At 70.6% G+C, this 24,070-nt stretch carries 21 protein-coding genes; 7 read left to right on the top strand and 14 right to left on the bottom strand.

From position 1 onward, the window contains the following. Positions 1 to 57: 57 nt before the first annotated feature. Genes JOF40_RS10775 through JOF40_RS10760 form a run of 4 tightly spaced genes read right to left on the bottom strand, consistent with a single transcriptional unit; the run spans position 58 to position 5,064 of the window. Positions 58 to 2,997: a UPF0182 family membrane protein gene (locus JOF40_RS10775; protein ID WP_129185246.1), complete on the bottom strand. Its 2,940-nt coding sequence runs from the start codon at positions 2,995 to 2,997 to the stop codon at positions 58 to 60. Positions 2,998 to 3,027: 30 nt separating this feature from the next. Beyond that, positions 3,028 to 3,537, bottom strand: coding sequence for a PPA1309 family protein (locus JOF40_RS10770; protein ID WP_209674525.1), 510 nt, complete (start codon positions 3,535 to 3,537; stop codon positions 3,028 to 3,030). Further along, positions 3,528 to 4,598 (bottom strand): YlbL family protein, encoded by a 1,071-nt coding sequence (locus JOF40_RS10765; protein ID WP_129185247.1) that lies wholly within the window; start codon positions 4,596 to 4,598, stop codon positions 3,528 to 3,530. The genes JOF40_RS10770 and JOF40_RS10765 overlap by 10 nt, the downstream gene beginning before the upstream one ends. A 34-nt stretch (positions 4,599 to 4,632) precedes the next feature. After that, positions 4,633 to 5,064, bottom strand: coding sequence for a molybdenum cofactor biosynthesis protein MoaE (locus JOF40_RS10760; protein ID WP_129185248.1), 432 nt, complete (start codon positions 5,062 to 5,064; stop codon positions 4,633 to 4,635). Between the two features lie 66 nt (positions 5,065 to 5,130). On the opposite strand from JOF40_RS10760, the gene JOF40_RS10755 reads away from it, so the two are divergent. Together JOF40_RS10755 and JOF40_RS10750 are read left to right on the top strand one after the other, a co-directional pair. Then, positions 5,131 to 6,438, top strand: coding sequence for a zinc-dependent metalloprotease (locus tag JOF40_RS10755; RefSeq protein ID WP_129185249.1), 1,308 nt, complete (start codon positions 5,131 to 5,133; stop codon positions 6,436 to 6,438). Continuing rightward, complete coding sequence (locus JOF40_RS10750) at positions 6,435 to 6,989, top strand: NUDIX hydrolase (protein WP_129185250.1); 555 nt, start codon at positions 6,435 to 6,437, stop codon at positions 6,987 to 6,989. The genes JOF40_RS10755 and JOF40_RS10750 overlap by 4 nt, the downstream gene beginning before the upstream one ends. Here the strand turns inward: JOF40_RS10750 and JOF40_RS10745 are convergent. Both JOF40_RS10745 and JOF40_RS10740 read right to left on the bottom strand, forming a co-directional pair. Next, positions 6,949 to 7,440, bottom strand: coding sequence for a M48 family metallopeptidase (locus tag JOF40_RS10745; RefSeq protein ID WP_246153019.1), 492 nt, complete (start codon positions 7,438 to 7,440; stop codon positions 6,949 to 6,951). The genes JOF40_RS10750 and JOF40_RS10745 overlap by 41 nt on opposite strands. 304 nt (positions 7,441 to 7,744) lie before the next feature. Then, positions 7,745 to 7,903: a DUF5679 domain-containing protein gene (locus JOF40_RS10740; protein ID WP_188111937.1), complete on the bottom strand. Its 159-nt coding sequence runs from the start codon at positions 7,901 to 7,903 to the stop codon at positions 7,745 to 7,747. A 181-nt stretch (positions 7,904 to 8,084) separates the two neighbouring features. On the opposite strand from JOF40_RS10740, the gene JOF40_RS19730 reads away from it, so the two are divergent. Then, complete coding sequence (locus tag JOF40_RS19730; protein ID WP_129185251.1) at positions 8,085 to 8,903, top strand: hypothetical protein; 819 nt, start codon at positions 8,085 to 8,087, stop codon at positions 8,901 to 8,903. Between the two features lie 26 nt (positions 8,904 to 8,929). Next, the gene (locus tag JOF40_RS19725; RefSeq protein ID WP_129185252.1) at positions 8,930 to 10,279 is read left to right on the top strand and encodes an ABC1 kinase family protein; all 1,350 of its coding nucleotides are present in this window, start codon (positions 8,930 to 8,932) and stop codon (positions 10,277 to 10,279) included. A 9-nt stretch (positions 10,280 to 10,288) separates the two neighbouring features. On the opposite strand, the gene JOF40_RS10730 is transcribed toward JOF40_RS19725, so the two are convergent. Next, positions 10,289 to 12,343 carry an ATP-dependent DNA helicase UvrD2 gene (locus JOF40_RS10730; protein ID WP_129185253.1) on the bottom strand — a complete coding sequence of 685 codons (2,055 nt, stop codon included), beginning with the start codon at positions 12,341 to 12,343 and terminating at the stop codon, positions 10,289 to 10,291. 93 nt (positions 12,344 to 12,436) lie between these two features. Next, positions 12,437 to 13,012, bottom strand: coding sequence for a thermonuclease family protein (locus JOF40_RS10725; RefSeq protein WP_129185254.1), 576 nt, complete (start codon positions 13,010 to 13,012; stop codon positions 12,437 to 12,439). A gap of 132 nt (positions 13,013 to 13,144) precedes the next feature. Between JOF40_RS10725 and JOF40_RS10720 the strand changes: the two genes are divergently transcribed. Continuing rightward, positions 13,145 to 13,387, top strand: a complete 243-nt coding sequence (locus JOF40_RS10720; protein ID WP_129185255.1) for a mycoredoxin — start codon at positions 13,145 to 13,147, stop codon at positions 13,385 to 13,387. Positions 13,388 to 13,397: 10 nt separating this feature from the next. Here the strand turns inward: JOF40_RS10720 and nudC are convergent, their stop codons facing one another. The 5 genes from nudC to moeZ form a co-directional block, all read right to left on the bottom strand. Then, positions 13,398 to 14,273, bottom strand: a complete 876-nt coding sequence (nudC, locus tag JOF40_RS10715; RefSeq protein WP_129185256.1) for an NAD(+) diphosphatase — start codon at positions 14,271 to 14,273, stop codon at positions 13,398 to 13,400. A gap of 4 nt (positions 14,274 to 14,277) precedes the next feature. Next, positions 14,278 to 17,457, bottom strand: a complete 3,180-nt coding sequence (locus JOF40_RS10710; RefSeq protein ID WP_245343123.1) for an ATP-dependent helicase — start codon at positions 17,455 to 17,457, stop codon at positions 14,278 to 14,280. After that, entirely contained in the window at positions 17,454 to 20,696 is a 3,243-nt protein-coding gene (locus JOF40_RS10705; protein ID WP_129185257.1) for an ATP-dependent helicase, read from the bottom strand. The genes JOF40_RS10710 and JOF40_RS10705 overlap by 4 nt, the downstream gene beginning before the upstream one ends. A gap of 29 nt (positions 20,697 to 20,725) precedes the next feature. After that, positions 20,726 to 21,025, bottom strand: a complete 300-nt coding sequence (locus JOF40_RS10700) for an MGMT family protein (RefSeq protein ID WP_307800767.1) — start codon at positions 21,023 to 21,025, stop codon at positions 20,726 to 20,728. Positions 21,026 to 21,107: 82 nt separating this feature from the next. Continuing rightward, positions 21,108 to 22,319, bottom strand: coding sequence for an adenylyltransferase/sulfurtransferase MoeZ (moeZ, locus tag JOF40_RS10695; RefSeq protein ID WP_129185259.1), 1,212 nt, complete (start codon positions 22,317 to 22,319; stop codon positions 21,108 to 21,110). A gap of 89 nt (positions 22,320 to 22,408) precedes the next feature. On the opposite strand from moeZ, the gene JOF40_RS10690 reads away from it, so the two are divergent. After that, the gene (locus JOF40_RS10690) at positions 22,409 to 23,068 is read left to right on the top strand and encodes a TetR/AcrR family transcriptional regulator (protein WP_246153017.1); all 660 of its coding nucleotides are present in this window, start codon (positions 22,409 to 22,411) and stop codon (positions 23,066 to 23,068) included. A gap of 2 nt (positions 23,069 to 23,070) precedes the next feature. Next, the gene (locus JOF40_RS10685) at positions 23,071 to 23,322 is read left to right on the top strand and encodes a DUF3107 domain-containing protein (protein ID WP_129185384.1); all 252 of its coding nucleotides are present in this window, start codon (positions 23,071 to 23,073) and stop codon (positions 23,320 to 23,322) included. A 1-nt stretch (position 23,323) separates the two neighbouring features. On the opposite strand, the gene JOF40_RS10680 is transcribed toward JOF40_RS10685, so the two are convergent. Then, positions 23,324 to 24,022 (bottom strand): ferritin-like fold-containing protein, encoded by a 699-nt coding sequence (locus JOF40_RS10680; protein WP_129185260.1) that lies wholly within the window; start codon positions 24,020 to 24,022, stop codon positions 23,324 to 23,326. Positions 24,023 to 24,070 lie beyond the last annotated feature (48 nt).

The raw sequence follows: 24,070 nt of genomic DNA, 5'->3' as shown, positions 1-24,070 counted from the left end.
TAGACAGCAGGAGCCCGGGACCTCATCGGTCCCGGGCTCCTGCTGTCTACGAACGTGCTACTTGGCGGTTCCCAGGCTGTCCTGGGCCCCCTCGATCGCGGTGTTCATCGCGTTGATCTTGCTCTGGTAGCCGGCCAGGTCGCCCTTCTCGAGCGCAGCCTGCGCATCGTTGTAGGCGGCCGACGCCTCCGCGAGCCACTGCGCCGTCGTCTTGGCAGGCGTGTCAGCGCCTCCGCCACCCCCGCCGTCGGTGGGCTGGTCGGGCGTGTCGCCCTCGCCGTCCTCCGCGGGGGGCGTCGTGCCCTGCTCGATGCCCAGCGCCACCTTCAGCGCCTCGTCGAGCGTCGTGCCGAAGCCGACCGACTCGCCGAACGTCGCCGCGACGAACTGGAGCACCGGGAACGACCCCTCGGACGCACTGCGCTGGATGTAGACCGGCTGGACGTACAGCAGCGAGCCGCCGACCGGCAGGGTCAGCAGGTTGCCGCGCAGGATGCGCGCCTCCCGCGACTGCTCGAACTGCAACAGCGCCTGGGTGACACCACGGTCGGTCTGGAACGAGTTGGCGATCTGGCTCGGACCCGGGATCTGGGTCTCGCTCGGCAGCTGCAGGATCTGCATCTTGCCGAAGTTCTCGGTGTCGGTCGCCTCGGAGTTGACCGACACGAACGCCGCGAGGTTCTGCCGGCTGTTGGGCAGGTAGACGCTGGTGACCGAGAACTTGGGATCGGTCTCGCCCGGACGCGCCGTCGACAGGTAGTACGGCGGCTGCAGGGCACGCGAGCTGGCGGGGGCCGTCGGGTCCTCGGGCACCTTCCAGCGCTCGCCGTCCTCGTAGAACGTCTGCGCGTCGGTCACGTGGTAGCGCTGGAGCACGTCGCGCTGCACCTTGAACAGGTCGACCGGGTAGCGCAGGTGCTCGAGCAGCGCGGTGCTGATCGAGCTCTTGGACTCGATGACGCCCGGGAAGACCTTCTTCCAGGTCTTGAGCACGGGGTCCTTGGTGTCCCACTCGTAGAGCTTGACCGTGCCGTCGTAGGCGTCGACGACGGCCTTGACGGAGTTGCGCATGTAGTTGACCTGGTCGGTTGGCAGTGCCGCCTGCGCGTTGCCATCGGTCAGCGTGTCGGCCGTGGCCTCGCGCAGCGAGCGGTGCTCGGAGTACGGGTAGGAGTTGCTCGTGGTGTAGCCGTCGACGATCCACACGACGCGACCGTCGACGACGGCCGGGTAGGTGTCGCCGTCGACCGTCAGCCACGGCGCGACCTTCTTGACCCGGTCGCGGGGCTCCCGGTCGTACAGGATCTTGGAGTCGGCGTTCACGCGGCCCGACAGGACGATGTTGGGCTCGGCGAACTTGAAGGCGTACAGCACCTTGTGGAACAGGTTGCCGACCGGCACGCCACCCTTGCCGTCGTACGTGTTCTGCGTGACGTTGGACGTGTCGCTGTCGCTGTCGCTGGAGGCCGAGCCACCACGCGGGATGTCGACCTCGATCGGCGCGGAACCCTTGGGTCGTCCGACGATCGAGTACGACGGCGACTGCTCGCCGAAGTAGATGCGCGGCGGGATCGAGGTCTCGATCTCACCCGACTGCGGGATGTCGCTGGCCGTGAAGACCGGCTCGCCGTTGGGTCCGCGCTGGTTGCCTCGTGCGGCGATGATGCCGTAGCCGTGCGTGTAGACCGTGTGGTCGTTGGCCCAGTTGCGCTGGTTGGCCTGCAGACCGCTGAGGTTGAGCTCGCGCGCCGCGATGATGGTGTCCTGGGGACGGGTCTCGCCGGGCAGCGTGTAACGGTCGACGTCGAGCGTCTTGGGCACCGAGTAGTAGCCGCGCACCTGCTGCAACTGCTCGAAGGCGTCCGAGATGAGCGTCGGGTCGAGCAGGCGGGTGCTGACGCGCGACTCGGCGGACGCCGCGAGCGCCTCGGGCGTCAGGTCGGTCGTCGCGCTGTACGACTCGACCTGGGTGTCGGCGACGTCATAGGCCTGCCTGGTCGCCTCGATGTTGCGCGCGATGTAGGGCGCTTCCTTGTCGGGCTCGGACGGCTTGACCTGGAAGCCCTGCATGATCGCGGGCCAGATCGCGCCCAGGAGGATGGAGGAGACCGCGAGCAGCCCGAGACCGATCGCCGGCAGCGCCCACGAGCGGATGAAGATCGAGGCGAAGAACAGCAGGGCACAGGCGATCGCCACCCAGATCAGGATGTTCTTGGCGGGGATGCGTGCGTTGATGTCGGTGAACGTGCCGCCGTCGACGAGCCCGCCGTTGGCGACCAGCAGCCCGAAGCGGTCGAGGTAGTACGACACGGCGCGGGTCAGGATGCCGAGGCCCACCAGCACCGACAGGTGGATCTGCGCGGAGCGCGTGAGCTTCGGGCCACGGCCCGCGATGCGGATGCCGCCGTAGACGTAGTTGACGAACACGACCGCGAGCACCGTCACGATAATCATCGCGAACGAGAACGAGGTGATGAAGCGCCACCACGGGTAGTCGAACGTGTAGAACCCGACGTCCTTGCCGAACTGCGGGTCCTTGATGCCGAACGGCGTGGCATTGCGCCACGTCTTGAACGTGTCCCAGTGGCTGGCGCCGACCGATCCGCTGAACGCCGTCAGCACGACGAAGACGCCGATGCCGATCGGACGGATGATCGGCGTCAGGGCGAGGCGGTAGCGGTAGGCGGGGTCGTCGCGGCGCACCGGCACCGACTCGGGGCGGGTGCGGAACGCCAGGTACAGGTTGACCATGACGAAGAGTCCGAAGATCAGCCCCATCGACACGAACATCGAGATGCGGGTGAACAGGATGCTGCGGAACACATCGCTGTAGCCGACGGACTTGAACCACAGCCGGTCGGTCCAGACGCTCGTGAAGATCGAGCCCAGGAACAGCAGCACGGCCAGCGTGATCAGGGTCGGGACCAGGACCTTCTGACGGCGGCCGGCAGGAGGACGCGGCTGTCGAGGTCGGGGTGTTCCGAAGATGTCGCTCACGGGTCTCCTGGGTAGGGGTGGATCAAGACTCTATGTCAGGGTGCCGCGGAGGTGCTCGATCAGTCCGGGGACGAGATCGGGGCCCTCGAGGAGGGCGGCCTCCTCGGGCTCACGGGCGCGGACGGCGCTGTGCGACAGGCCGGCACGGGTGACGGCTGCCACGAGGCGCACCTCCTGTCGGTCGGGATGCGCGGCCGCAGCGGCGACGATCGCCTCCGGGTCGTCGGGCAGCGACTCCTCGGCCTCGGGCGGGAGCATGATGCGTTCGATGACGGCGGCGCAGCCGATCACGGCGTCGGGCCACTCGATCTCGGTGAGCAGGTCCTCGAGCTCACGGGAGTGGTCGAGCTCCTGCTCGACGGGCGTGATGCTGCCCGGCTCGGCCGGCAGCTGGTCGGCGAGGGCCGGCTCGTGGGCGATGAGGTCGGCCGTCGCCACGAGCGCGAACAGGCGGGGCGACTGGTCCCAGCCCTCGGCGGCGACGTGGGACTCGACCTCGAGCGCGGCGCGCCGCAGCGGCGAGTCGGGCATCAGCTGCATGCGGGCACCTTCGCGTCGGGGTTCGTGGCGAGCGCCTCGAGCGAGGAGATCGCATCGGCGAGCTTCGTGATCTTGACGAGCTTGAGGCCGTCGTCGTCGCCGTCGGTGGCCTCGTCGCAGTTGGCCTGCGGCACCAAGAAGATCGACGCCCCGGCGTTGGCGGCTCCGCGCATCTTCTGCCGGACGCCACCGATCGGACCGACGACTCCGTCGGCGGTGATCTCACCGGTGCCGGCGATCTTCTTGCCGCCGGTCAGCTCGCCGGGGGTGAGCTTGTCGTAGATCGCCAGCGCGAACATCGTGCCGGCGCTGGGGCCGCCGATCTCGCGGCCGACGTTGTTGTCGATCTTGACGGGATACGTGTACTTGGTGCCGAGCGAGACGCCGATGCGGGGCACGGCGGGGTCGTCGTCGGCTGGACGGGTCGTGATGTCGACGGTCTTGGTCGCACCCTTGCGCTCGACCGTGATCGAGACGACGTCGCCGGGCTTCTTGGCCCCGATGATGCCGACGGCCTGCTCCGACGTGGCGACGGCGGTGCCGTCGACCTGCGTGATGACGTCGCCGACCTCGAGCAAGTCGGTCGCGGCACCGCCTTCGGTGAGCCCCGCGACCTGCGGCCGCTCGGCGACCGTGTAGCCGGCGGCACGCAGGGCCGCGACGCGCGAGGCGTCCTTGGACCCATCGAGCTGCGCGGCCGAGGCCGCGGTCGACTGCTGGGCCGTCTGGTTGTCGGGGTAGACCAGCGACTTGGGCACGACCGCGACGTCGCGGTCGAACCACGACGTGACGGCGTCGACGAGCGACACCTTGCTGTCGGCGCGCGTCACCGACACCGTCGTGAAGTCGAGCGATCCCGAGGTGGGGTAGGTCTTGACCCCGTCGCCGAAGGTGAACATCTGCTGGTCGTCGAACTTCCCGAGCGTGTCGAACGCCGGGCCCGGTCGCATCGTGACGTAGGGCACCGGGATCAGGTAGGCCACGCACGTCAGCACGATGAGCGAGATCGTCGCCACGACCATCGTCGAGTAGCGACGGCTCAGCCGTGTGGGGTCGGACACGGGTGAATCCTAGTGAACGATGCCAACCTCCGCGCTACGCGGGCTGATCGGGATGGACCCACTCCGCCTCGCCCGAGACGAATGTCTGGTGCTTCCACACCGGCACGTCTGCCTTGAGCTCGTCGATGAGCCGCCGGCAGGCCTCGAAGGCGTCCGCACGGTGGGCCGCCGACGCACCGACGACGACCGCGAGATCGCCGATCGCCAGGTCACCGACGCGGTGGACGCCCGCGAGCGCCACGACGTCGCACTCCCCCGCGATGCGCTCGGCCACGTCGCGCAGCCGAGCGACGGCGGTGGGGTGCGACGAGTAGCCCAGGGCAGAGACGGCCTGCCCTCCGTCGTGGTCGCGCACCGTGCCGACGAACAGGCAGATGCCACCCGCCGCCGGATCGGTCACCGCGGCGTAGACCTCGTCGAGGCTCAGGGGGCTCTCGCGGATGTCGACGAGGCGAACAACGGTCATGGAGATTCATCGTAGGGCGAACACGATCTGCGTGGAGCCGCTGGCCGCACTCGGTAGTGTTGACGCATGGCCGATGACGACAAGGACGACGCCCAGAACCCCTTCAAGGGCACGCCGATGGAGCAGATCTTCGGCGCGTTCTCGAGCGGCCAGATCGACATGAACCAGATCATGGGCCAGATGCAGAAGATGTTCGCCCCGCACGAGGGCAGCGTCAACTTCGAGCTCGCCAAGGACGTCGCACGCCAGACCCTCGCGGCGGCCGGTCCCGACCCGTCGCCCACCTCGGCCCAGCAGCGCGCCGTCGACGACGCCGCCCGGCTCGCCGAGATGTGGCTCGACACCGCCACCTCGTTCCCCGCCGGAGCCACCTCGGCGACGGCCTGGAGCAAGGCGCACTGGATCGAGGAGACGGCCGACACGTGGCAGCAGCTCGTCGAGCCCATCGCCCAGCACGTCGTCAAGGCCATGGGCGAAGCCCTGCCGGAGGAGGCCAAGGCGATGGCCGGCCCGCTCATGGGCATGCTGTCGCAGGCCGGCGGCGCGATGTTCGGCCAGCAGGTCGGTCAGGCGCTCGGCGGGCTCGCCGGTGAGGTCGTCTCGTCCACCGACATCGGCCTCCCGCTCGGACGCGATCGCGTCGCAGCGGTCATCCCTGCCGGGGTCGAGGCGTTCGGCGAGGGGCTCGAGCACCCTGCGTCCGACGTGCTCCTCTACGTCGTCCTGCGCGAGTGCGCGCACCACCGGCTCTTCCAGCACTCCCCCTGGCTGCGCTCGGCGCTGGTCGGGGCCATCGAGGAGTACGGCCGGGGCACCCGCATCGACGTCGCGGCGATCGAGTCGCAGATGAGGGGCCTCGACCCGTCCCGCCCCGAGGACATCCAGGAGGCCCTCGCTGGCGGGATGTTCGAGCCCGAGCGCACCCCCGAGCAGCAGCGGGCCGTCGACCGGCTCGAGACGCTGCTCGCGTTCATCGAGGGCTGGGTCGACGAGGTCGTCGCCCAGGCGACCGCTGGACGCATGCCGGCTGCGACCCCGCTCGCCGAGGCGATGCGTCGCCGTCGGGCGACCGGCGGACCGGCCGAGCAGACGTTCGCCGCCCTGGTGGGGCTCGAGCTGCGCCCCCGCAAGCTGCGCGAGGCCACGACGCTCTGGGCCGCGCTGCGCGATCGCCAGGGCGCCGAGGCGCGCGACGCCGTGTGGGGCCACCCCGACCTGATGCCCGCCGCGTCCGACCTCGACGACCCGCTCGGCTTCGCGCAGGGCGAGAAGCGGTCGCAGGGCGACGACGACTTCGACGCCGAGCTCGGCGAGCTGCTCGACGGTGGCCAGGACGACGATGGCAAGGGCGACGGCGCAGGCCCGACCGCGTGACGCTGCGTGACGACGCGCACGACGTCCTGACCAGCTGGTCGTCGTCCGATCCCGAGCAGCGACGGCTTCGGCAGGTCTACCTCGACCACCTCGAGCGCCACGCCGACGCCATGAGCCGCGACTGCCATCCCGATCACCTCACGGCGAGTGCGCTGATCGTCTCGGCCGATCACTCCCGCGTGCTGCTGACGCTGCACCGGCGGCTCGGCCGGTGGCTGCAGACGGGCGGGCACTGCGAGCCCGTCGACGAGACACTCGCGCAGGCCGCGCTGCGCGAGGGGCGCGAGGAGAGCGGCATCGCCGACCTCGCCATCGACCGCGAGCCCGTGCTGCTGTCGCTTCACGAGGTTCCCTCGTGCGGACCGATCCGACCCTCGCACCACCTCGACGTCCAGTACGTCGCCGTGGCACCTGCGGGCGCGCAGGAGGTCATCAGCGACGAGTCGGACGACCTTGCCTGGTTCGCGGCCGACGACCTGCCCGAGGGGACCGATCAGTCGGTGCGCGACCTCATCGCTGCTGCCACGACACGCCTTCGAGGAAGGCCTTAGCGCGCTCGACGTCGGGGTAGGCGGCGACGAGCGTCCAGAAGCCCCTGCCGTGGTTGGGCTCGATCAGGTGCGCCAGCTCGTGCACCAGCACGTAGTCGAGCACGTACGTGGGCACGCCCTTGAGCCGGTGCGAGATGCGGATGCTGCGGTCGTCGCTCGAGCACGAGCCCCACCGCTGATCCATGTTCGTCACCCACCGCACCGACGACGGGACGGCCTCGCCGTCGAGCCACGTGCGCGAGAGGTGGGACGCGCGGGACAGCAGCTCGTCATCGCTCGGCCGCACCCGCTGCTCGCGCTGGTCGAGCCGTGCCACGAGCGATCGGACGTGCTCGTCCTCGACCTTCTTCGACAGGTTGGCCGGCATCAGGACGATGGTCTTGTCGCCCTCCCGATAGGCCCGCACGGTGCGCTTGCGCCGGGCGCTGCGACGGATCTCGACCTCGCTCACGGGACCAATCTACCGGGCCCCGTCAGCAATAGTTGTGCACAGGAGGATGCATGCTGAACCGCAGGTCAGGGGCTTGCCGCTGCCGTGGTCCCCAGTTCGTCCACAGGTTGTGCACGTCCTCGTCCACACGTCCCACGGCGCGCCCCACACGTTGTCCCCATGGTTATCCACAAGCGTGGACAACAGTTCGGTGAAGTCGGTTGACGGGAGCGCACGCGACGCCCTACGGTCATGCTCCATCGAGGCCCTCGGCCGCGCTCGCTTGGGGAAGACGAACGCGGCCGGGAGCCGTCGTCGTGTCTGTTCAGGCCTTGCCCAGGATCCGGTTGAGCTTGGTGCCGCACACCGGGCAGACGCCCTTGGCCATCCGCGTGCCCTTGTCGCTGACGTGGACCTCGCCGGACGTCTCGCGCTTGTCCTTGCACTTGACGCAGTAGAACTCGCCGCTCCATGTTTCAGCCATGACAGTCTCCTTGATGTGATGCAGGTCACTGTCAGACTACGCGTGACGGGCAGTATCGCGCGGAACCTGCGCCGCTCGCACCCGGCGCGTCGCGCCGTACCCGTGCCGCGATCGCAGCGGTTTCGACCGCGCTGTGGACGACCCGTTCGCCACGGGGAGCAGCCGGGACGACGCTGTCGGCATGATCTTCCGACCCGCCCTGCGCCCCGGTGCCCCGTTGCTGCGGCGCGACGCGACGCACCTGCAGGTCGGCACGTCGCCCGGCATCGTGGTCGACGACCGACCCGGGCTCGTGGCGCTGCTGCGGCTGCTCGACGGAGTGCGGGACGTCGACCGCCTCGCCGTGATGGCCGCTCACGACATCCCCGAGCTCACCGACGACGTCCGCGAGGTGCTCGCGAGCCTGCGCGCCGCCGGAGCCGTCGTCGACGCGGCCGAGGTCGAGCCGCGCCGACCCGCCGCACGGGCCGTCGGCTTCGTGGCATCGGCCGGCGCGTCCGACCTCGTCGCCGCGACGCGCGCGGCGCTCGCCTCGTCCGGGCTCGTCGACCTGTCCCCCGGCGAGCCCGAGCTGCTGGTCGTCATCTCGTACGGCGAGGCCTCCCGGTCGGTCTACGAGCAGGCCTCGGTGCTGGGCCTCGACCACCTGCCCGTCGTCATCGACGAGGACAGGGTGCGCATCGGGCCGTTCGTCCGTCCCGGTCGCACGCCGTGCGTCTCGTGCCACGACCTGCACAGGGCCGACTGGGACCCGGCCTGGCCGGCGCTCGTCCACCAGCTCGGCCAGCGCCCGCCGCACGCGCGACCCACCGCCCTCGCTGGCCTCACCGCGCATGCCGCCGCGGTCGAGGTCGCCGCCGAGATCATGGCCGTGCTCGACGGCGACCTGCCCCGTACGGTCGGCCGGTGCCTGGTCGTCGGCCCCGGGCACGACCAGCGCGCCGTGTGGAACGTCGCGTTCCACCACCGGTGCTCGTGCGATCTGCTCAACGCGGCATAGTGCGCTGGCCGGACTATCCTGACGACGTGCCCGACAACCCCGAGAAGGACCCCGACAGGAGCCGCCCCATCAGCGGCAGCACCTTCGCTCGCACCGCCCGTCTGGCGTCGTTGCCGGTCGGGTTCGCGGGACGGACGACGCTCGGCCTCGGCAAGCGGATCGTCGGCACGCCCGCCAACCTCGTGCTCGACGAGGTGCAGCGCCGCACGGCCGATCAGATCTTCAGCGTGCTCGGGCAGCTCAAGGGCGGGGCCATGAAGTTCGGCCAGGCCATGAGCATCTTCGAGGCCGCCCTGCCCGAGGAGTTCATCGGCCCCTACCGCGAGACGCTCGTCAAGCTGCAGGACTCCGCACCGCCCATGCCGCCCGCGACGGTCCACCGCGTCATGGCCACCGAGTTCGGCTCGGAGTGGCGCGACAAGTTCCCGACGTTCGCCGACAAGCCCGCCGCCTCGGCGTCGATCGGCCAGGTGCACCGGGCCACGTGGAAGGACGGCCAGGAGGTCGCCGTCAAGCTGCAGTACCCGGGCGCGGCCAAGGCACTGATCTCCGACCTCAAGCAGATCTCCCGGCTGGCCCGGCTCTTCGGCGTCGTCGCGCCCGGCCTCGACGTCAAGCCGCTCATCAAGGAGCTGCAGGACCGCGTGGCCGAGGAGCTCGACTACAGCCTCGAGGCCGGCGCGCAGGGGGTGTTCGCCGCCGAGTTCAACGGTGACGCCGACATCGTCGTCCCCGAGCCGCTGGCGCACACACCGCGGGCCCTGGTGTCGACCTGGCTCGAGAGCGACTCGTCGTTGGCCCAGATCATCACGTCGGGCACGCAGGACGAGCGCGACCGCTACGGCGAGGCGTACGTCCGCTTCCTGTTCGCCGGGCCGAGTCGCGCCGGCATGCTGCACGCCGACCCTCACCCCGGCAACTTCCGCATCATGCCCGACGGCAAGCTCGGCGTCGTCGACTTCGGTGCCGTCGCCCGACTGCCCGAGGGCCTGCCGGTCTCGATGGGACGCCTGCTGCGGCATGCCGTCGACGGCGACTACGACAGCGTCCTCGAGGGGCTGCGCGACGAGGGCTTCCTGAAGTCTCGCAGCGACCTCGATGCCGAGACGATCGCCCGATACATCGGACCGTTCGTGGAGCCCGCGCAGGTCGAACGGTTCACATTCAGCCGAGAATGGATGCGCGCGCAGACGCTGCGGGTCAGCGCGCCCACCGCCGAGGGCATGGGCACCGCCATGAAGATCAACCTGCCGCCGCAGTACCTACTGATCCACCGGGTGTGGATCGGCGGCATCGGGGTGCTGAGCCAGCTGGGTGCGACGGCCCCGTTCCGCGCGATCCTCGAGGAGTCCCTCCCGGGGTTCGCGGAGGGGTGAGCACGCGCCTCAGCTGTTCGACGCCTCGACGAGGCCCAGGACGTCGTCGGCGTACGCGTCGATCTTGGCGGGGCCCACTCCCGGCACCTTGGCCAGCGCCGTGACGTCGGACGGCTTGGACTCCGCGATCGCCTGCAGCGTCGCGTCGGTGAACACGACGTAGGCCGGCTTGCCCTGCTCGGTGGACTGCTCCCTGCGCCACGCGCGCAATGACTCGTACAGCGTCTCGTCGTAGGTGGCCGGGCAGTCGGCGCACCGGCCGAGCTTGCGGTCGGCCACCGCCAGCACCGTGTTGCAGACCCGGCACTTGGCGACCTTGCGCTGACGGGCCTGCGACGAGACCTGACGGGCGGCGTGGTTGGACGGCAGGAGCGAGTCGAGGAAGCGGGTGGGCTGACGGTTGCCGCGGCCACCGGCCTTGCGCGTGGACGCCCACGAGATCATGAGGTCGTGCCGGGCGCGGGTGACGCCGACGTAGAACAGCCGGCGCTCCTCCTCGACCATCTCGGGGGTGTCGGCGTGGACGCTCGGCATCATGCCCTCGTGCATGCCGACGCAGAACACGGCGTCCCACTCCAGTCCCTTGGCCGAGTGCAGCGTCGCGAGCGTGACACCGTCGGCCGCGGGTGCGTGGGCCTGCTCGATGCGGCGGTCGAGGTCGGCGACGAGCTCGGTCATGCCGGCCGACGGATTGCTCTCGGCGAGATCGGTGGCCATCGACACGATCGCGTGCAGCGACTCCCACCGGTCGCGCACGGCCCCGGCACCGCTGGGCGGCTCGTCGGTGTGGCCCATGGCCGAGAAGATCGCCCGGACGTCGTCGACGAGGTGCTGGCCCTCGGCCTCTCCGCCGCGCGCAGACCCCCGCAGCAGCGTCACGGCCTGGCGCACCTCGGCGCGGTTGAAGAAGCCCGTCGCGCCCCGCATGACGTAGGGGATGCCGTGCTCGCCGAGCGCCTCCTCGAAGGCCTCGGACTGCGCGTTGATGCGGAACAGGATCGCCATCTCGCGGTAGGGCACGCCGCGGCGGTGCAGCAGCGAGATCTCGCTGGCCACGGCGTTGGCCTCGGCCAGCTCGTCGGAGTAGCCGATGTAGCTGACGGGGTCGCCGGGCTCCTGCTGCGACTGCAGCCGGATGTCGCCTGCGGCGGCGGTGCGCGCGAAGACGGCGTTGGCCGCCGCCACGATCTGCGGCGTCGACCGGTAGTTGCGCACGAGCTCGATGCGCTGGGCACCCTCGTGCTTGCGGGCGAACGACGTCAGGATGCGCGGCGACGCCCCCGCGAAGGAGTAGATCGTCTGACGCGGGTCGCCGACGACGCAGATGTCGTCGCGGCCGCCCAGCCACAGGTCGAGCAGGGTCGACTGCAGCGGGTTGACGTCCTGGAACTCGTCGACCACGAACCAGCGGTACTGCTGGCGGACGGTCGCGGCGATGCGCTCGTCGTCGGCCAGGATCGCGGCGGTGACGAGCAGGATGTCCTCCATGTCGATGCGGCCCCGCTCGCGCTTGACCTCCTCGTACGCGGCCAGCACGTTGGCGACCTCGCCCGGATCGAGATCGGCGACCTCGCGACGGGCGGGACCGGCCGCGGCGGCGTAGGCCGTGGGGACGATGTTGGACACCTTGGCCCACTCGATCTCGGACGACAGGTCGCGCAGCAGCGGGGTGTCGGCGCGCCGGCCGAGCCGCCGGACGGCCTCGGCGACGAGGGAGAACTTGGACTGCGTGACCTCGGGGAACTCGCCGCCGTAGACGTGCGGCCAGAAGTAACGCGCCTGCCGGAGCGCCGCGGAGTGGAACGTGCGGGCCTGGACACCTTCGGCACCGAGGTCACGCAGGCGCACGCGCATCTCGTTGGCGGCCTTGGTCGTGAACGTGACCGCGAGCACCTCGGTGGGCTTGTAGACGCCCGTCGCGACCCCGTAGGCCATGCGGTGGGTGATGGCCCGGGTCTTGCCGGTGCCGGCACCCGCCACGACGCTGACGGGCCCCCGGAGTGCCAGGGCCACCTCGCGCTGCTCGGGGTCGAGTCCGGTCAGCAGGTCGTCGGCAGACGGCACACAGGCTCCTCGAGAAGATCACGTCAGGTCGTGCACGGACGGGTTGAACTGTAGTCGTCCGGTCCGACACCTGACGCCGCGGAGCCACAGGGGCTAGGAGACCCCGCAGGCCTTCCACAGGCCACGATCAGCCTTGTCCGCCTCGTCCTCGGCGGCGACGAGGGCGTCCTCGTACCTGGGGTAGGACACGCCGTCGCCGATGATCTTGCCGTTGCCGTCGCGCAGCAGCTGCTCCTGCACGAAGATCTTCGACCGGTTCCAGGCGTACACCGTGAACGTGCCGCTCCCCTGCTCGCGGACGTTGTTCGGGGCGACCCAGATGCGGGAGCCGACGAGGTCCTCGATGGCCTTCTGGCTCTCGTCCCTCCAGCACTTCTCGCCGAACCTCGGCGGCGGCTCGATGTCGAGCAGCCGCAGCCTCACCTTCTGGTCGGTGCCGAACTCCTGCAAGCCCTTCCGGGCGTTGCGACCGGTCGACACGACCTGGCCGCTGAACGTGCCGTCGTACGACACCCGGCCGACGTTCATCTCGATCGCGCCACTGGGCCGGTTGGTCGATCCGTTCGTGCCGCTGCTGCCAGGCCCCCCGTTGATGAAGTAGAAGATGCCGGCCGCCACGACGACGACCACGATCATGAGAGCTGAGCTCTTCCCCTTGAGCTGTTCCATGGCAGCACTATGTCAGAGGTGACAGCCGGACACGAGTGTCTCGCCCGGCGGACATCCGTCGCGCGTGGTCGGGGAATGTACGATCCGGACGATCGGTTGACTCCACTGCAACCGTCGTCAGAGAGGGCTCCCATGTCGGGCACGTTCACGATGTACTCCACCCCGTGGTGTGGCTACTGCCACCGCCTCAAGGGTCAGCTCAAGCGCGAGGGCATCGCCTTCGACGAGGTCGACATCGAGCAGCAGCCCGACGCCGCGCTGATCGTCGAGAAGGCCAACAACGGCAACCAGACCGTCCCGACGCTGGTCTTCGCCGACGGCACTGCCCTGACCAACCCCAGCCTCGCCCAGATCAAGGCCCAGCTCGCCTCCTGACCCCGGCGGGTCAGGCCCATTTGCCGTGGATCTCGCCGCCGTGCCAGGTCTGCAGCAGCCAGCGGGAGATCGAGACGTTCGGCGGCAGCAGCAGCTCGCTCGACGCCGTCATCTCGGTGACCTCCTCGCGGGTGAACCAGCGTGCCTCGGCGATCTCGTTCTCGTCGACCCTGATGTCGTACGACAGGGCCCGACCGAAGAAGCCCAGCATCAGGCTCGACGGGAACGGCCACGGCTGGCTGGCCGCATAGGTCACGTCGCCGACCGGCACGCCGACCTCCTCCATGACCTCGCGTCGCACCGCGTCGCCGAGGGTCTCCCCCGGCTCGACGAAGCCCGCGAGGGTCGAGAAGCGTCCCTCGGGCCAGACCGGCTGACGCCCCAGCAGGGCGCGGTCCTGGTCGTCGGTGATCAGCATGATGACGGCTGGGTCGGTGCGCGGGAAGTGATGGGCCCTGCACACGGGGCAGATGCGGACGTGTCCGGCGTCGGCGACGTCGGTCGCTGCTCCGCAGCGAGCGCAGAAGCGGTGCGTCTGGTGCCAGCGGGCGATGCCGACGGCGTGCACGGCCAGCGATGCCTGTCCGGGATCGATGCTCGGCCCGATCATCCGCAGGCTGGCGGGCTCCAGCTCGTCGGGCACGCGATCGACCATGACAGCGGCGTAGCGCTGGTCGCCCTTGACGCCGAGGAAGAGCCACTCGCCCTCGGGGGCCTCGTCGGCCGAGACCCAGCGCAGGCCCGAACCGTCCGTCGTGGGGACGTGCTCGCCTCCGATGACGAGCACCTGGATCGCCGGAGCCCCCGCCGGAACCGAGCGCCACGCGTCGTCCTTGCGGAGGTGTCCTGCTCGGTCGTGCTGGGCGTGATCGAAGGCGAAGTCCACCCCCTCACGTTAGCCCGAGCTGCTGCTCCAGGTCGGCTCGGCCGGGGAGGTCGGAGTAGCGCCTGACCTCGTCGAGCCGCACGTAGTAGAAGACCCCGTCGACGGTCTCGGGGTCGATGCCCTGCAGCTCGGCCCACGCCAGCCGGTAGATCGCGAGCTGCAGCGGGTCGGAGGTCGCCCGGCGGTTGGTCTTCCAGTCGACGACGTCGAAGCCCTTGTCGGTCTGGTAGACCGCGTCGATGCGGCCGATGACCTGCTGGCCGCCCAGCATGATCGAGAACGGTGCCTCGACGGCGTACGGCGTCGTGCCGCCGTAGGGTCCCGCCGTGAACCGCGCCGTCATCTCGTCGAGCTCGGCGTCGGAGCCGATGTGGGTGTCGCCGCGGCCCGGCAGGTCGGACGGATCGAGCAGCGACTGCTGACCGCCCTCGAGCTGTGTCTCGACCCAGGCGTGGAACCGCGTGCCGAAGCGGGCACCGGCGACGGGCTCACGCGGCATCGGCCTGGCCAGCTCGGCGAGCAGCTCGTCGCGCTCGCCGGCCAGACGAAGCGCGGTCGTGGCCGAGAGCGTGGCGGGCAGGCTGATGGTGCGGGTCGGCTCGGCCGCCCGGTCGGCCTCGGCGACGAGCAACGTCAGCTCCTGCTCGATCTGCCGGACGACCGCGAGCTCGGCCTGCTCGTCGGGCGAGCCGAACTCGGGGAGCTCAGGTGCCGAGGGGTCGTCGATGTGCGCGTCGACGAGTGCGGCGAGGCGGTGCCGGGCGGCCAGGTCGGACGCGGACGCCGGCCACGCCACCGCGAGCCGCTGCTCGGCGAGCGGGTTGGAGTCGTCGGCGGCGGGCTCATCGGTCCACACCTGGGGCTCGACGCCACGCGCGGCCAACCAGTCGCGGGTCGTGACCAGGAACGGGGACGGGCCGCGCGGCCGGGTGGCGGTGCGCCCCCACCAGTGGCCCGACACGTGCAGCTCGAGCTTGGCCCGGGTGAAGGCGACGTAGCCGAGGCGACGCTCCTCCTGCAGGGCGTCGGCCGAGTTGAGCGCGCGATAGTCCTTGTCGCCCGCATAGGTCCACTCGGCGATGTCGGGCAGCTGGTCGGCGTCGCCGCGCAGTGCGACGGGCAGGGTCGTCGCACTGCCGACCCACCGCGACCGTCCGCGCGAGTGCGGGAACACCCCCTTGGCCATGAACGGGACGAAGACGACCCGCCACTCAAGCCCCTTGGCCTTGTGCGCCGTCAGCAGCTTGACCGAGTCGGCCTCGGACGGGGTGGAGACCTCCATGCCGTCGTTGAACCGTTCCTCGGCCTCGAGGTAGGCCAGCAGCCCCGACAGGGACGCGTGGGAGTCGTCGGACGAGTAGGCCGCGATCGCCTCGAGCAGCAGGGCGATGTTGTCGAGTCCCGAGGGAGCACCCGATGCCTCGAGCTCGACGTCGAGGTCGAGGGCATGCATGGCCCGGCGGGCGAAGTCGTAGAGCGGCTCGCCGACGTGCGAGCGCAGACCTGAGAGCAGCGCCGCCAGCGACTGGAAGCGGACGCGCGCCTCGGGCGAGTACGGCAGGTCGCCGGGGTCTTCGACGGCGTCGGCCAGCGACACGATCTCGGTGGGATCGGCACCCTCGACGGCCTTGGCCAGCTGCTCGTCGAGCGACAGGTCGCCCTCGCGTCCGAAGACCCGCCCGCTGAGGGCACCGGCCCGGCGACCCAGCAGGGCGAGGTCGCGCGGTCCGATGTGCCACCGCGGCCCCGTGAGCAGCCGCAGCATCGCGGGGTTGGCGGTGACGTCGTCGATGATCTCGAGCACCGAGACGAGGTCTTGCACCTCGGGCTGCGACAGCAGCCCCGTCAGGCCGACGACCTCGAACGGGATGCCGGCCTGGCGCAGACCGGCCACGATCTCGCCGTTCTCGCCCCCGACCCGCACCAGGATCGCGATCTCGGACATCGGCTGGCCCGCCGCGATGGCGGACCGGACGCCCTCGACGACCGCTGCGACCTCGTCAGCGACCGTCGCGTGCAGCGACACGGTCACCTCGCCGTCGGCGTTGTCGGGGTGCGCCTGGAGGGGCTGGACGACGTCGGACGTCGCGTAGAACTCGGCGGCGAGCTCGTTGGCTGCACCGATGATGCTCGTGCCGCAGCGCCGGGTCTCGACGAGCGAGAACTGCGCACCGCGCCCTCCGTCGGACGCCGGGAACTGGTCGAGGAACTCGACCAGGTTGCCCGCGGCCGCGCCCCGCCAGCCGTAGATGCCCTGCGCAGGATCGCCCACGGCCATGACCGGGTGCCCGAGACCGTGCTCGGCGTCGGTGCCCGAGAACAGGTTCTTGAGCAGGTCGCGCTGGGCCACCGAGGTGTCCTGGTACTCGTCGAGCAGGACGACGTCGAAGCGTTCGCGCAGCGACTCGGCGACCTCCGGGACGGCCGACAGCTCGGCCCCCCAGGCCATCTGGTCGGAGAAGTCCATGACGCCCGCGGCCGCCTTGGCCAGGCGGTAGCGGTCGACCAGGCGACTGAGCTCGGTGCGCTTGCGGGCGGCCGCGATGCCGGTGTCGTGCACCGCATAGTGCTTGTCGGCGGCCGACAGCGTCGCGATCAGCGCCGCGTCGAAGTCGCGCAGCTCGTCGGTCGTGACGAGGTGCTCGGACAGCTGCCCGTCGAGGGCCATGACGTCGCCGACCAGGCGCGGGACGTTGGTGGAGACCTCGAGCAGCTCGCCGTCGTACGACTCGATGGCCTGCGCGACGCGCTGGAACCGCGAGGCGTCGGACAGGATGCGCAGATCGGGCTCGATGCCGAGGCGCAGCCCGTGCTCGGCGATCAGCGTGCCGGCGAAGGCGTGGTAGGTCGACGTCGTGGGCTCGCCGTCGGACTCGACGTCGAGCGCCACGAGCGAGCGGCGGATGCGCACACCGAGCTCAGCGGCGGCCTTGTTGGTGAACGTGAGCCCGAGGATGCGCTCAGGCGCGATGCCGTGGTGTCCGACGAGCCACACGACGCGCGCCGCCATGACGGTGGTCTTGCCGGAGCCGGCACCGGCGATGATGACGCTGGGGCGGTCGACGGGGGCCGTGATGGCCGCCAGCTGCGGATCGGAGAACCGGAACGGGTCGCGACCGGCCGGTGCCGGGAACATGCCCTGGAACACCCGGTCGAGGTCGTCAGTCGAGCGTAGGGACGTCATGCGGTGCCTCCGTCGAGGATCGTCGCGCCCTCGGGCTGGGCCGGGCAGGCCCGCTGGAACTCGCAGTAGCGGCACGACTTCTCGCTCGGCGTCGCGACGAACTGCTCCTCGGCGATGACGTGCACCGAGCGGGTCAGCTGGTCGAGGGCGAAGAACGGCAGGTCGGCGGGCGGCGCGTCCTGGGGCTGCACGACCGGGAAGTCGGGCACCTTCTTCTCGCCGTTGCGCAGCTGGACCAGCTCGGCTCCCGCCGCGCGGGCACCGTCGGCCCCGGCCCGGGCGGCGAGCTCGGCGGTGGCACCGAGGTCGACCGCCAGCTGGTAGAAGCCGAGCTGGGGGTGCTCGGCGAGGTCCTTCTTGTCGGCCACCGACTTGCTGGTCTTGAGGTCGACGACGTGGACGCCGTCGGCACCCAGCTCGACCCGGTCCATCGACCCGCCGAGGGTCACCTCGCGGCCCTCGATCGTGGTCGTCACCGAGAACTCGTGCTCGGCCGCCAGCGTCGTGCGCCCTCGCTCCTGCAGGTGCCACTGGACGAACCGCACGAGCGCGTCGCGGGCCTCGGCACGCTCGCGTCCGCCGATCCAGTCGGCCGCGAACGCCAGCTGGTCCCAGACGCCGTCGATGTAGTCGCCGAGCACCTCGGCGTCGGCGGGCAGCCGCTGCTCGGCGACCTCGGCCGCGACGGCGTGGACCACCGAGCCGAAACCCTGCGCTGTCGTGGTGCCGGTCGAGGCCTTGACCTCGTGGTCGTAGAACCACTTGAGCGGACACTCCACGATCGAGCTGACCGAGCTGCCGGACAGCCGGATCGTCGCATCGACAGGGCGCATCGGCGTGTCGTTGTGCGTGATCGCGCTCATGCCCCACCAGCGCTCGGGCCGGGCCGGACGGGTGGCGTTGCCGGGACGCTCGGCGAGCATCGCGAGCTGGCGGGCCACCCGGTCGCGGACGACATCGCTCTGGGTGGTCTCACCGAGGCGGCGCAGCGCCGCGATCGAGCCGCGCAGCGACAGGGGCCGGTCAGGTCGGCGTCTCGGCTGGCGCTCGACCCGCGTCTCGGAGTGACGGTGCACGTGGTCCCACAGCTCGGTGACGAACATCGAGGGCTGGTCGCCGTCCTCACGGCCGCTCTCGACCGCCGTGACCACCAGGTGCTGCTGGGCGCGGGTGCACGCGACGTAGAACAGGCGACGCTCCTCGCGCAGCGCCTCGCGCGCCGTCGGCGGCGCGATCTCGCCGTCGCGCGACAGCCGTTCGGTGCGCAGGAAGCTGCCGCGGTGACGCACATCGGGCCATGTGCCCTCCTGCACGCCGGCGACGACCACGGTGCACCACTCGAGCCCCTTGGACCGGTGGGCCGTCATGAGCTGCACGGCGTCGGCGTCGATGGCACCCTGCGAGAGCGTGTCGGCCGGGATCTGCTGGGCCTCGAGTTCGGCGACGAACGTCGTCAGCCCGCGGCGCTGCTGCTGCTCCTCGGCCTTGGCCGCCTGGTCGAACAGGGCGCACAAGACGTCGAGGTCGTGATCGGCGCGCGCCGCGCCCTCGCCGTCACCGAGGGCCTCGGTGCGCAACCGGGCGGGCCACGAGGTGCCCGACCACAGCGTCCACAGCACCCGCTCCGCCGACTCGCCGGCGACGATCTGGTCGGCGGCCCGGCGCAGCAGCGATGCGAGCCGCGACGCCCGGGCCGCCGACTCCCCCAGGGGCGTGCCCGGACGGGCGACGGTCAGCAGCACCGCGGGCTGGCCCAGGGCCTCGGCCAGCAGCAGGCGTGACGCCCGGGGACCGCGCTCGTCGGTGCGGTCGGCGTCGCGCAGAGCCCGGCCGACCCGTCGCAGCGCGGGGGCGTCGAGACCGCACAGCGGGCCAGCCAGCAGGGCATCGGCGGCAGCGGGGTCGAGCACTCGATCGTGGGCGAGGTCGTCGGCGGCCCGCAGCGCCGCGAGCAGCGACCGGACGGACGGCTCGGATGCCAGCGGCAGCTCGTCGCCGGCCACGACGACCGGGACGCCAGCGGCGCCCAGCGAGCGCTGGTAGCGGGCGATGTCGGCCGACGACCTCACCAGGACTGCCATCTGGCCCCACGGCACGTCGCGCGACAGGTGCTGCTCGCGCAGGATCAGCGCGATGTGCTCGGCTTCGGCCGTGGGGGTCGCGAACGTCTCGACGTGCACGTCGTCGTCGCGGTGGCGGCGCGGCGTCAGATGACGGAGCTGGTCGAACTCGCGCCCGTCGACGGCACCCAGCACGCCCCGGTTGGAGATGATCGACCCCGCGGCGGCCGAGATGGCGCTGCCGTAGCGGCTCGTGCGGGTGAGCACGACCTGCGGGGCCGGTGATCCGTCCTTCTGCGGGAACTGCGTGCGGAAGTCGAGGATGCCGCGCACGTCGGCCCCCCGGAAGCCGTAGATCGACTGGTAGGGGTCGCCGACCACGATCAAGTCGCTCCCCTCGCCGGCCAGCGCCTGCAGCAGCTCGACCTGGAGCGGGTCGGTGTCCTGGTACTCGTCGACGACCACCAACCGGTAGGCCGACCGGACGCGGTCGCGCCGGGCCGGGTCGCGCAGCAGCTGCACCGCCTGGAACACCAGGTCGGAGTAGTCGATCGTGTTCTGCAGGCCGGCGACGGCCGTGTACTCGTCGAAGAACCTGGCCGCGGCCTTCCACTCGGGTCGATCGGCGGCGTGCCCGAGCTGGAGGACGTCGACGTCGTCGAGGTCGAGCGATCGGGCCGTGGCCATGAAGCGCTGCATCTCGTCGGCCAGGCCGCGGGTGCGCAGCGACGGGCGGAGCACCGCCGGCCACTGCTCGGCGTCGCCCTCGCTGAGCAGCCGCTGGATGATCGCGTCCTGCTCCGGCGCGCTGAGCAGCCGCAGCGGGTTGGAGAACTCGCTCTCGGTCTGGAACTGGCGCACCAAGGCGTAGCAGAACGAGTGGAACGTCATGGCCGGCGTGGTCGCCGTGGTGCGTGCAAGCCTGCGGGCGATGCGCGACTTGAGCTCGTCGGCGGCCTTGCGGCTGAACGTGAGGACGAGGATCTCGTCGGGGGCGATGCCCTCGTCGACCCGGCGGGCGACGACCTCGACGAGGGTCGACGTCTTGCCCGCCCCGGGGCCGGCCAGCACCAGCAGCGGCCCCCCGGTGTGCTCGACGACGCGTCGCTGCTCGTCGTCGAGCACCGGCACGTGCGACGGCTCGACCTCAGGCGTCTGCAGCACGTACTCGATCGGCATGTGCCCATCCCACCAGACGCGACCGACAGTCAGTCGTCGAACTGCCAGAGAGCCCGCCGGATGTCGACCGCCGACCCGTTGGCCCGCATCGGCGTGCCCTCGTCGGCGTAGTGCTCCTGGGCACCCATCCCGTGGGCCGCCGTGAGGCTCCCGTCGGCGCGGACGACGCGCCACCAGGCGACAGCACCGCCGTCCATCGCCATGACCCGGCCCACCTGCCGCGGGCCGCCCTCGCCCAGGATCTCTGCGACGGCACCGTACGACAGGACCTGGCCGGGCGGGATCCGCTCGACCAGGTCCAGGACGCGATCGGTGTAGTCAGGGCTCACTCCCACTCCCCCATGGGCCTGACGTTTCTGCGAACACGCCGTCGGCGTGTCTGCGAAAACGTCAGGCCCATCGTCGAGCGGCTCAGTACGTCGGCTGGCTGGGGTCGATCTGGTTGACCCATGCCACGACGCCGCCGCCCACGTGCACCGAGTTGTCGTAGCCGGCACCCTTGAGGACGGCCAGCGCCTCGGCCGAGCGCACGCCCGACTTGCAGTGCAGGACGATCTGCTTGTCGCCGGGCAGCTGCTCGAGGGCCTTGCCGTTGAGGAACTCGCCCTTGGGGATCAGGATCGAGCCCGGGATCTTGTTGATCTCGTACTCGTTCGGCTCCCGCACGTCGACCAGCACGAAGTCACGGCCACCGTCGGCGCGCTCCTTGAGCCAGCCGTCGAGCGTCGCGACCGAGATCGTCGAGTCGGCGGCCGCATCGGCGGCCTCCTCGCTGATCGCACCGCAGAACGCCTCGTAGTCGCTCATGAGCTCGGTCGGCAGGACGCCGTTGGGGTCACGTCGGATGTTGAGGGTCGAGTAGCGCATCTCGAGCGCGTCGTAGACCATCAGGCGGCCGATCAGCGGATCGCCGATGCCGGTGATGAGCTTGATCGCCTCGGTGACCATGATCGAGCCGATCGACGCGCACAGGACGCCGAGCACGCCGCCCTCGGCGCACGACGGGACCATGCCCGGCGGCGGCGGCTCGGGGTAGAGGTCGCGGTACTGCGGACCCTCCTGGGCCCAGAACACGCTGACCTGGCCCTCGAAGCGGTAGATCGAGCCCCACACGTACGGCTTGCCGAGGATGACCGCGGCGTCGTTGACGAGGTAGCGGGTCGCGAAGTTGTCGGTGCCGTCCACGATCAGGTCGTACTGGCTGAAGATCTCCAGGACGTTGTCGTTGTCGAGACGCTCGTTGTGCACGATGGTCTTGACGTACGGGTTGGTCTCGGCGACCGACGCCGCGGCCGACTCGGCCTTCGGCTTGTCGATGTCGGACTGGCCGTGGATGATCTGGCGCTGCAGGTTGGACTCGTCGACGACATCGTCGTCGATGATGCCGAGCGTGCCGACGCCCGCCGCCGCCAGGTAGAGCAGCGCGGGGCTGCCGAGACCGCCGGCGCCGATGACGAGCACCTTGGCGTTCTTGAGGCGCTTCTGACCGGTCATGCCGACGTCGGGGATGATGAGGTGGCGGCTGTAGCGGCGCACCTCGTCGATCGTGAGCTCGTCTGCGGGTTCCACGAGTGGGGCGACCACGGGGTTCTCCTTCGATGCACGTGCGAGGTTGACAGGCATAACGCCACGTCCGTCGTCCATTGTTCCCGAGCGGACCGGACCCCTGCTCCGCCCGTCCGGATCGTGGGCGACCCCAGTAGGCTGGGCCGGTGACCGAAGCCAGCCCCGTGCGTCAGCGCACCAGCCGCCTGCCGCGCACCGCGCGCCGGGCGCAGCTGCTCGAGGTCGCGCTCGAGGTCTTCGTCGAGCAGGGGTACCACTCGGCGTCGATGGACGAGATCGCCGACCGCGCCGGTGTGTCCAAGCCCGTGCTCTACCAGCACTTCCCCGGCAAGCTCGATCTCTACCTCGCCCTGCTCGAGACGTCGTGCGACACCGTCATCGAGGGGGTCAAGGACGCCCTCGCCTCGACCCACGACAACCGCAAGCGCGTCGAGGCGACGATGGGGCTCTGGTACGACTACGTCGCCGACCAGGGTGCGGCCTTCCGGCTCGTGTTCGAGTCCGACCTCACGAGCGACCCCGCCGTGCGCGAGCAGGTCGACCGCGTCGTCGAGGAGTCGGCGGCGCTGGTCGCCGAGGTCATCAGCGAGGACACGGGTCTGCCGCCGGCGGCGTCGCACCTGCTCGCCGTGAGCCTGGTGGGCATGGGCCACGTCGGTGCCCGCAACTGGCTCTCGCACGACTCGAGCCTGAGCCGCTCCGAGGCCGTCCAGCTCGTGTCGAGCCTCGCCTGGCGCGGCATCGGCGGCTTTCCCCGCAACGAGGACGACACCGTCCAAGATAAACCGATCCAAGGAGTTGAGTGACCGTGGAGGTCAAGATCGGCGTGCAGTACGCGCCTCGTGAGCTGTCCGTGTCGACCGAGGACGAGCCGAAGGCCGTGCTCGCGGCCCTCGACGAGGCCCTCAAGAACGACTCGGTCTTCACCCTGACCGACGACAAGGGACGCACCGTCGCGGTGCCCGCCGCGAAGGTGGCCTACCTCGACTTCACGTCGGACGTCGGCCGCAAGGTCGGTTTCGGCCTCGCCGCGAGCGAAGCCGTCACGACCCAGGCCTGAGTCAGGCAGCCAGCCCCAGCTTCTCCATGCGGGCGGCGTGGGCCTCGGTGAGACGGGTGAACATCCGGCCGATGCCCGCGAGGTCCATGCCCGGGTGGTCGACGCCGCCGACGAGCACGGTGCTGAGGGCGTCGCGCTCGGCCACGACCATCTGGGCTTGGCTGAGCGCCTCGCCCATGAGCCGCCGACCCCACAGGGCCAGGCGACCGCCGACGCGGTGGTCCTGCTCGATCGCGCCGCGGATCGCGTCGATCACGAAGTCGGAGTGCCCCGTCCCACTGAGCGTGTCGAGGACGAGCTCGCGCGTCTCGGGGTCGAGATAGGCCGCGATCTCGCGGTAGAAGTCGGCCGCGAGCCCGTCGCCGACATAGGCCTTCACCAGGCCCTCGAGCCAGTCGGAGGGCTTGGTCTGGCGGTGGAAGCGCTCGAACGTGTCCGCGAACGGCATCATGACCTCGAAGGGGTCCTCCCCCATCGCGACGAGGTGGTCGCGCAGCTTCTCGAAGTGCCCGAACTCCGCGGTGGCCATCGCGGCGATCTCGACCTTGTTGCGCAGGTCGGGGGCCATCTTGGCGTCCTCGGCGAGCCGTTCGCACGCGCTGATCTCGCCGTACGCGAGCAGCCCGAGCAGCTCCAGCACCCCCGTGCGGTAGACCGGGTCGTCGGTCGTCGAGGGGGGCGGGGCGTCCTGGGTGGCCATGACTGTGGAGCGTAGCGTGCGCCCCGGCGGCGGGCTCGACGACCACGG

The organism is Aeromicrobium fastidiosum, from assembly GCF_017876595.1.
Classification (GTDB): Bacteria; Actinomycetota; Actinomycetes; order Propionibacteriales; family Nocardioidaceae; genus Aeromicrobium; species Aeromicrobium fastidiosum.
This window is presented reverse-complemented; position numbering and strand designations above follow the sequence as displayed.

Bases quoted from the DNA above. Each gene is read 5' to 3' on its own strand.
- JOF40_RS10770 (WP_209674525.1), bottom strand. From the start codon at position 3,537: ATGCAGCTGATGCCCGACTCGCCGCTGCGGCGCGCCGCGCTCGAGGTC.
- JOF40_RS10760 (WP_129185248.1), bottom strand. From the start codon at position 5,064: ATGACCGTTGTTCGCCTCGTCGACATCCGCGAGAGCCCCCTGAGCCTC.
- JOF40_RS10755 (WP_129185249.1), top strand. From the start codon at position 5,131: ATGGCCGATGACGACAAGGACGACGCCCAGAACCCCTTCAAGGGCACG.
- JOF40_RS10740 (WP_188111937.1), bottom strand. From the start codon at position 7,903: ATGGCTGAAACATGGAGCGGCGAGTTCTACTGCGTCAAGTGCAAGGAC.
- JOF40_RS19730 (WP_129185251.1), top strand. From the start codon at position 8,085: ATGATCTTCCGACCCGCCCTGCGCCCCGGTGCCCCGTTGCTGCGGCGC.
- JOF40_RS10725 (WP_129185254.1), bottom strand. From the start codon at position 13,012: ATGGAACAGCTCAAGGGGAAGAGCTCAGCTCTCATGATCGTGGTCGTC.
- JOF40_RS10720 (WP_129185255.1), top strand. From the start codon at position 13,145: ATGTCGGGCACGTTCACGATGTACTCCACCCCGTGGTGTGGCTACTGC.
- JOF40_RS10710 (WP_245343123.1), bottom strand. From the start codon at position 17,457: ATGACGTCCCTACGCTCGACTGACGACCTCGACCGGGTGTTCCAGGGC.
- JOF40_RS10705 (WP_129185257.1), bottom strand. From the start codon at position 20,696: ATGCCGATCGAGTACGTGCTGCAGACGCCTGAGGTCGAGCCGTCGCAC.
- moeZ (WP_129185259.1), bottom strand. From the start codon at position 22,319: ATGCCTGTCAACCTCGCACGTGCATCGAAGGAGAACCCCGTGGTCGCC.
- JOF40_RS10680 (WP_129185260.1), bottom strand. From the start codon at position 24,022: ATGGCCACCCAGGACGCCCCGCCCCCCTCGACGACCGACGACCCGGTC.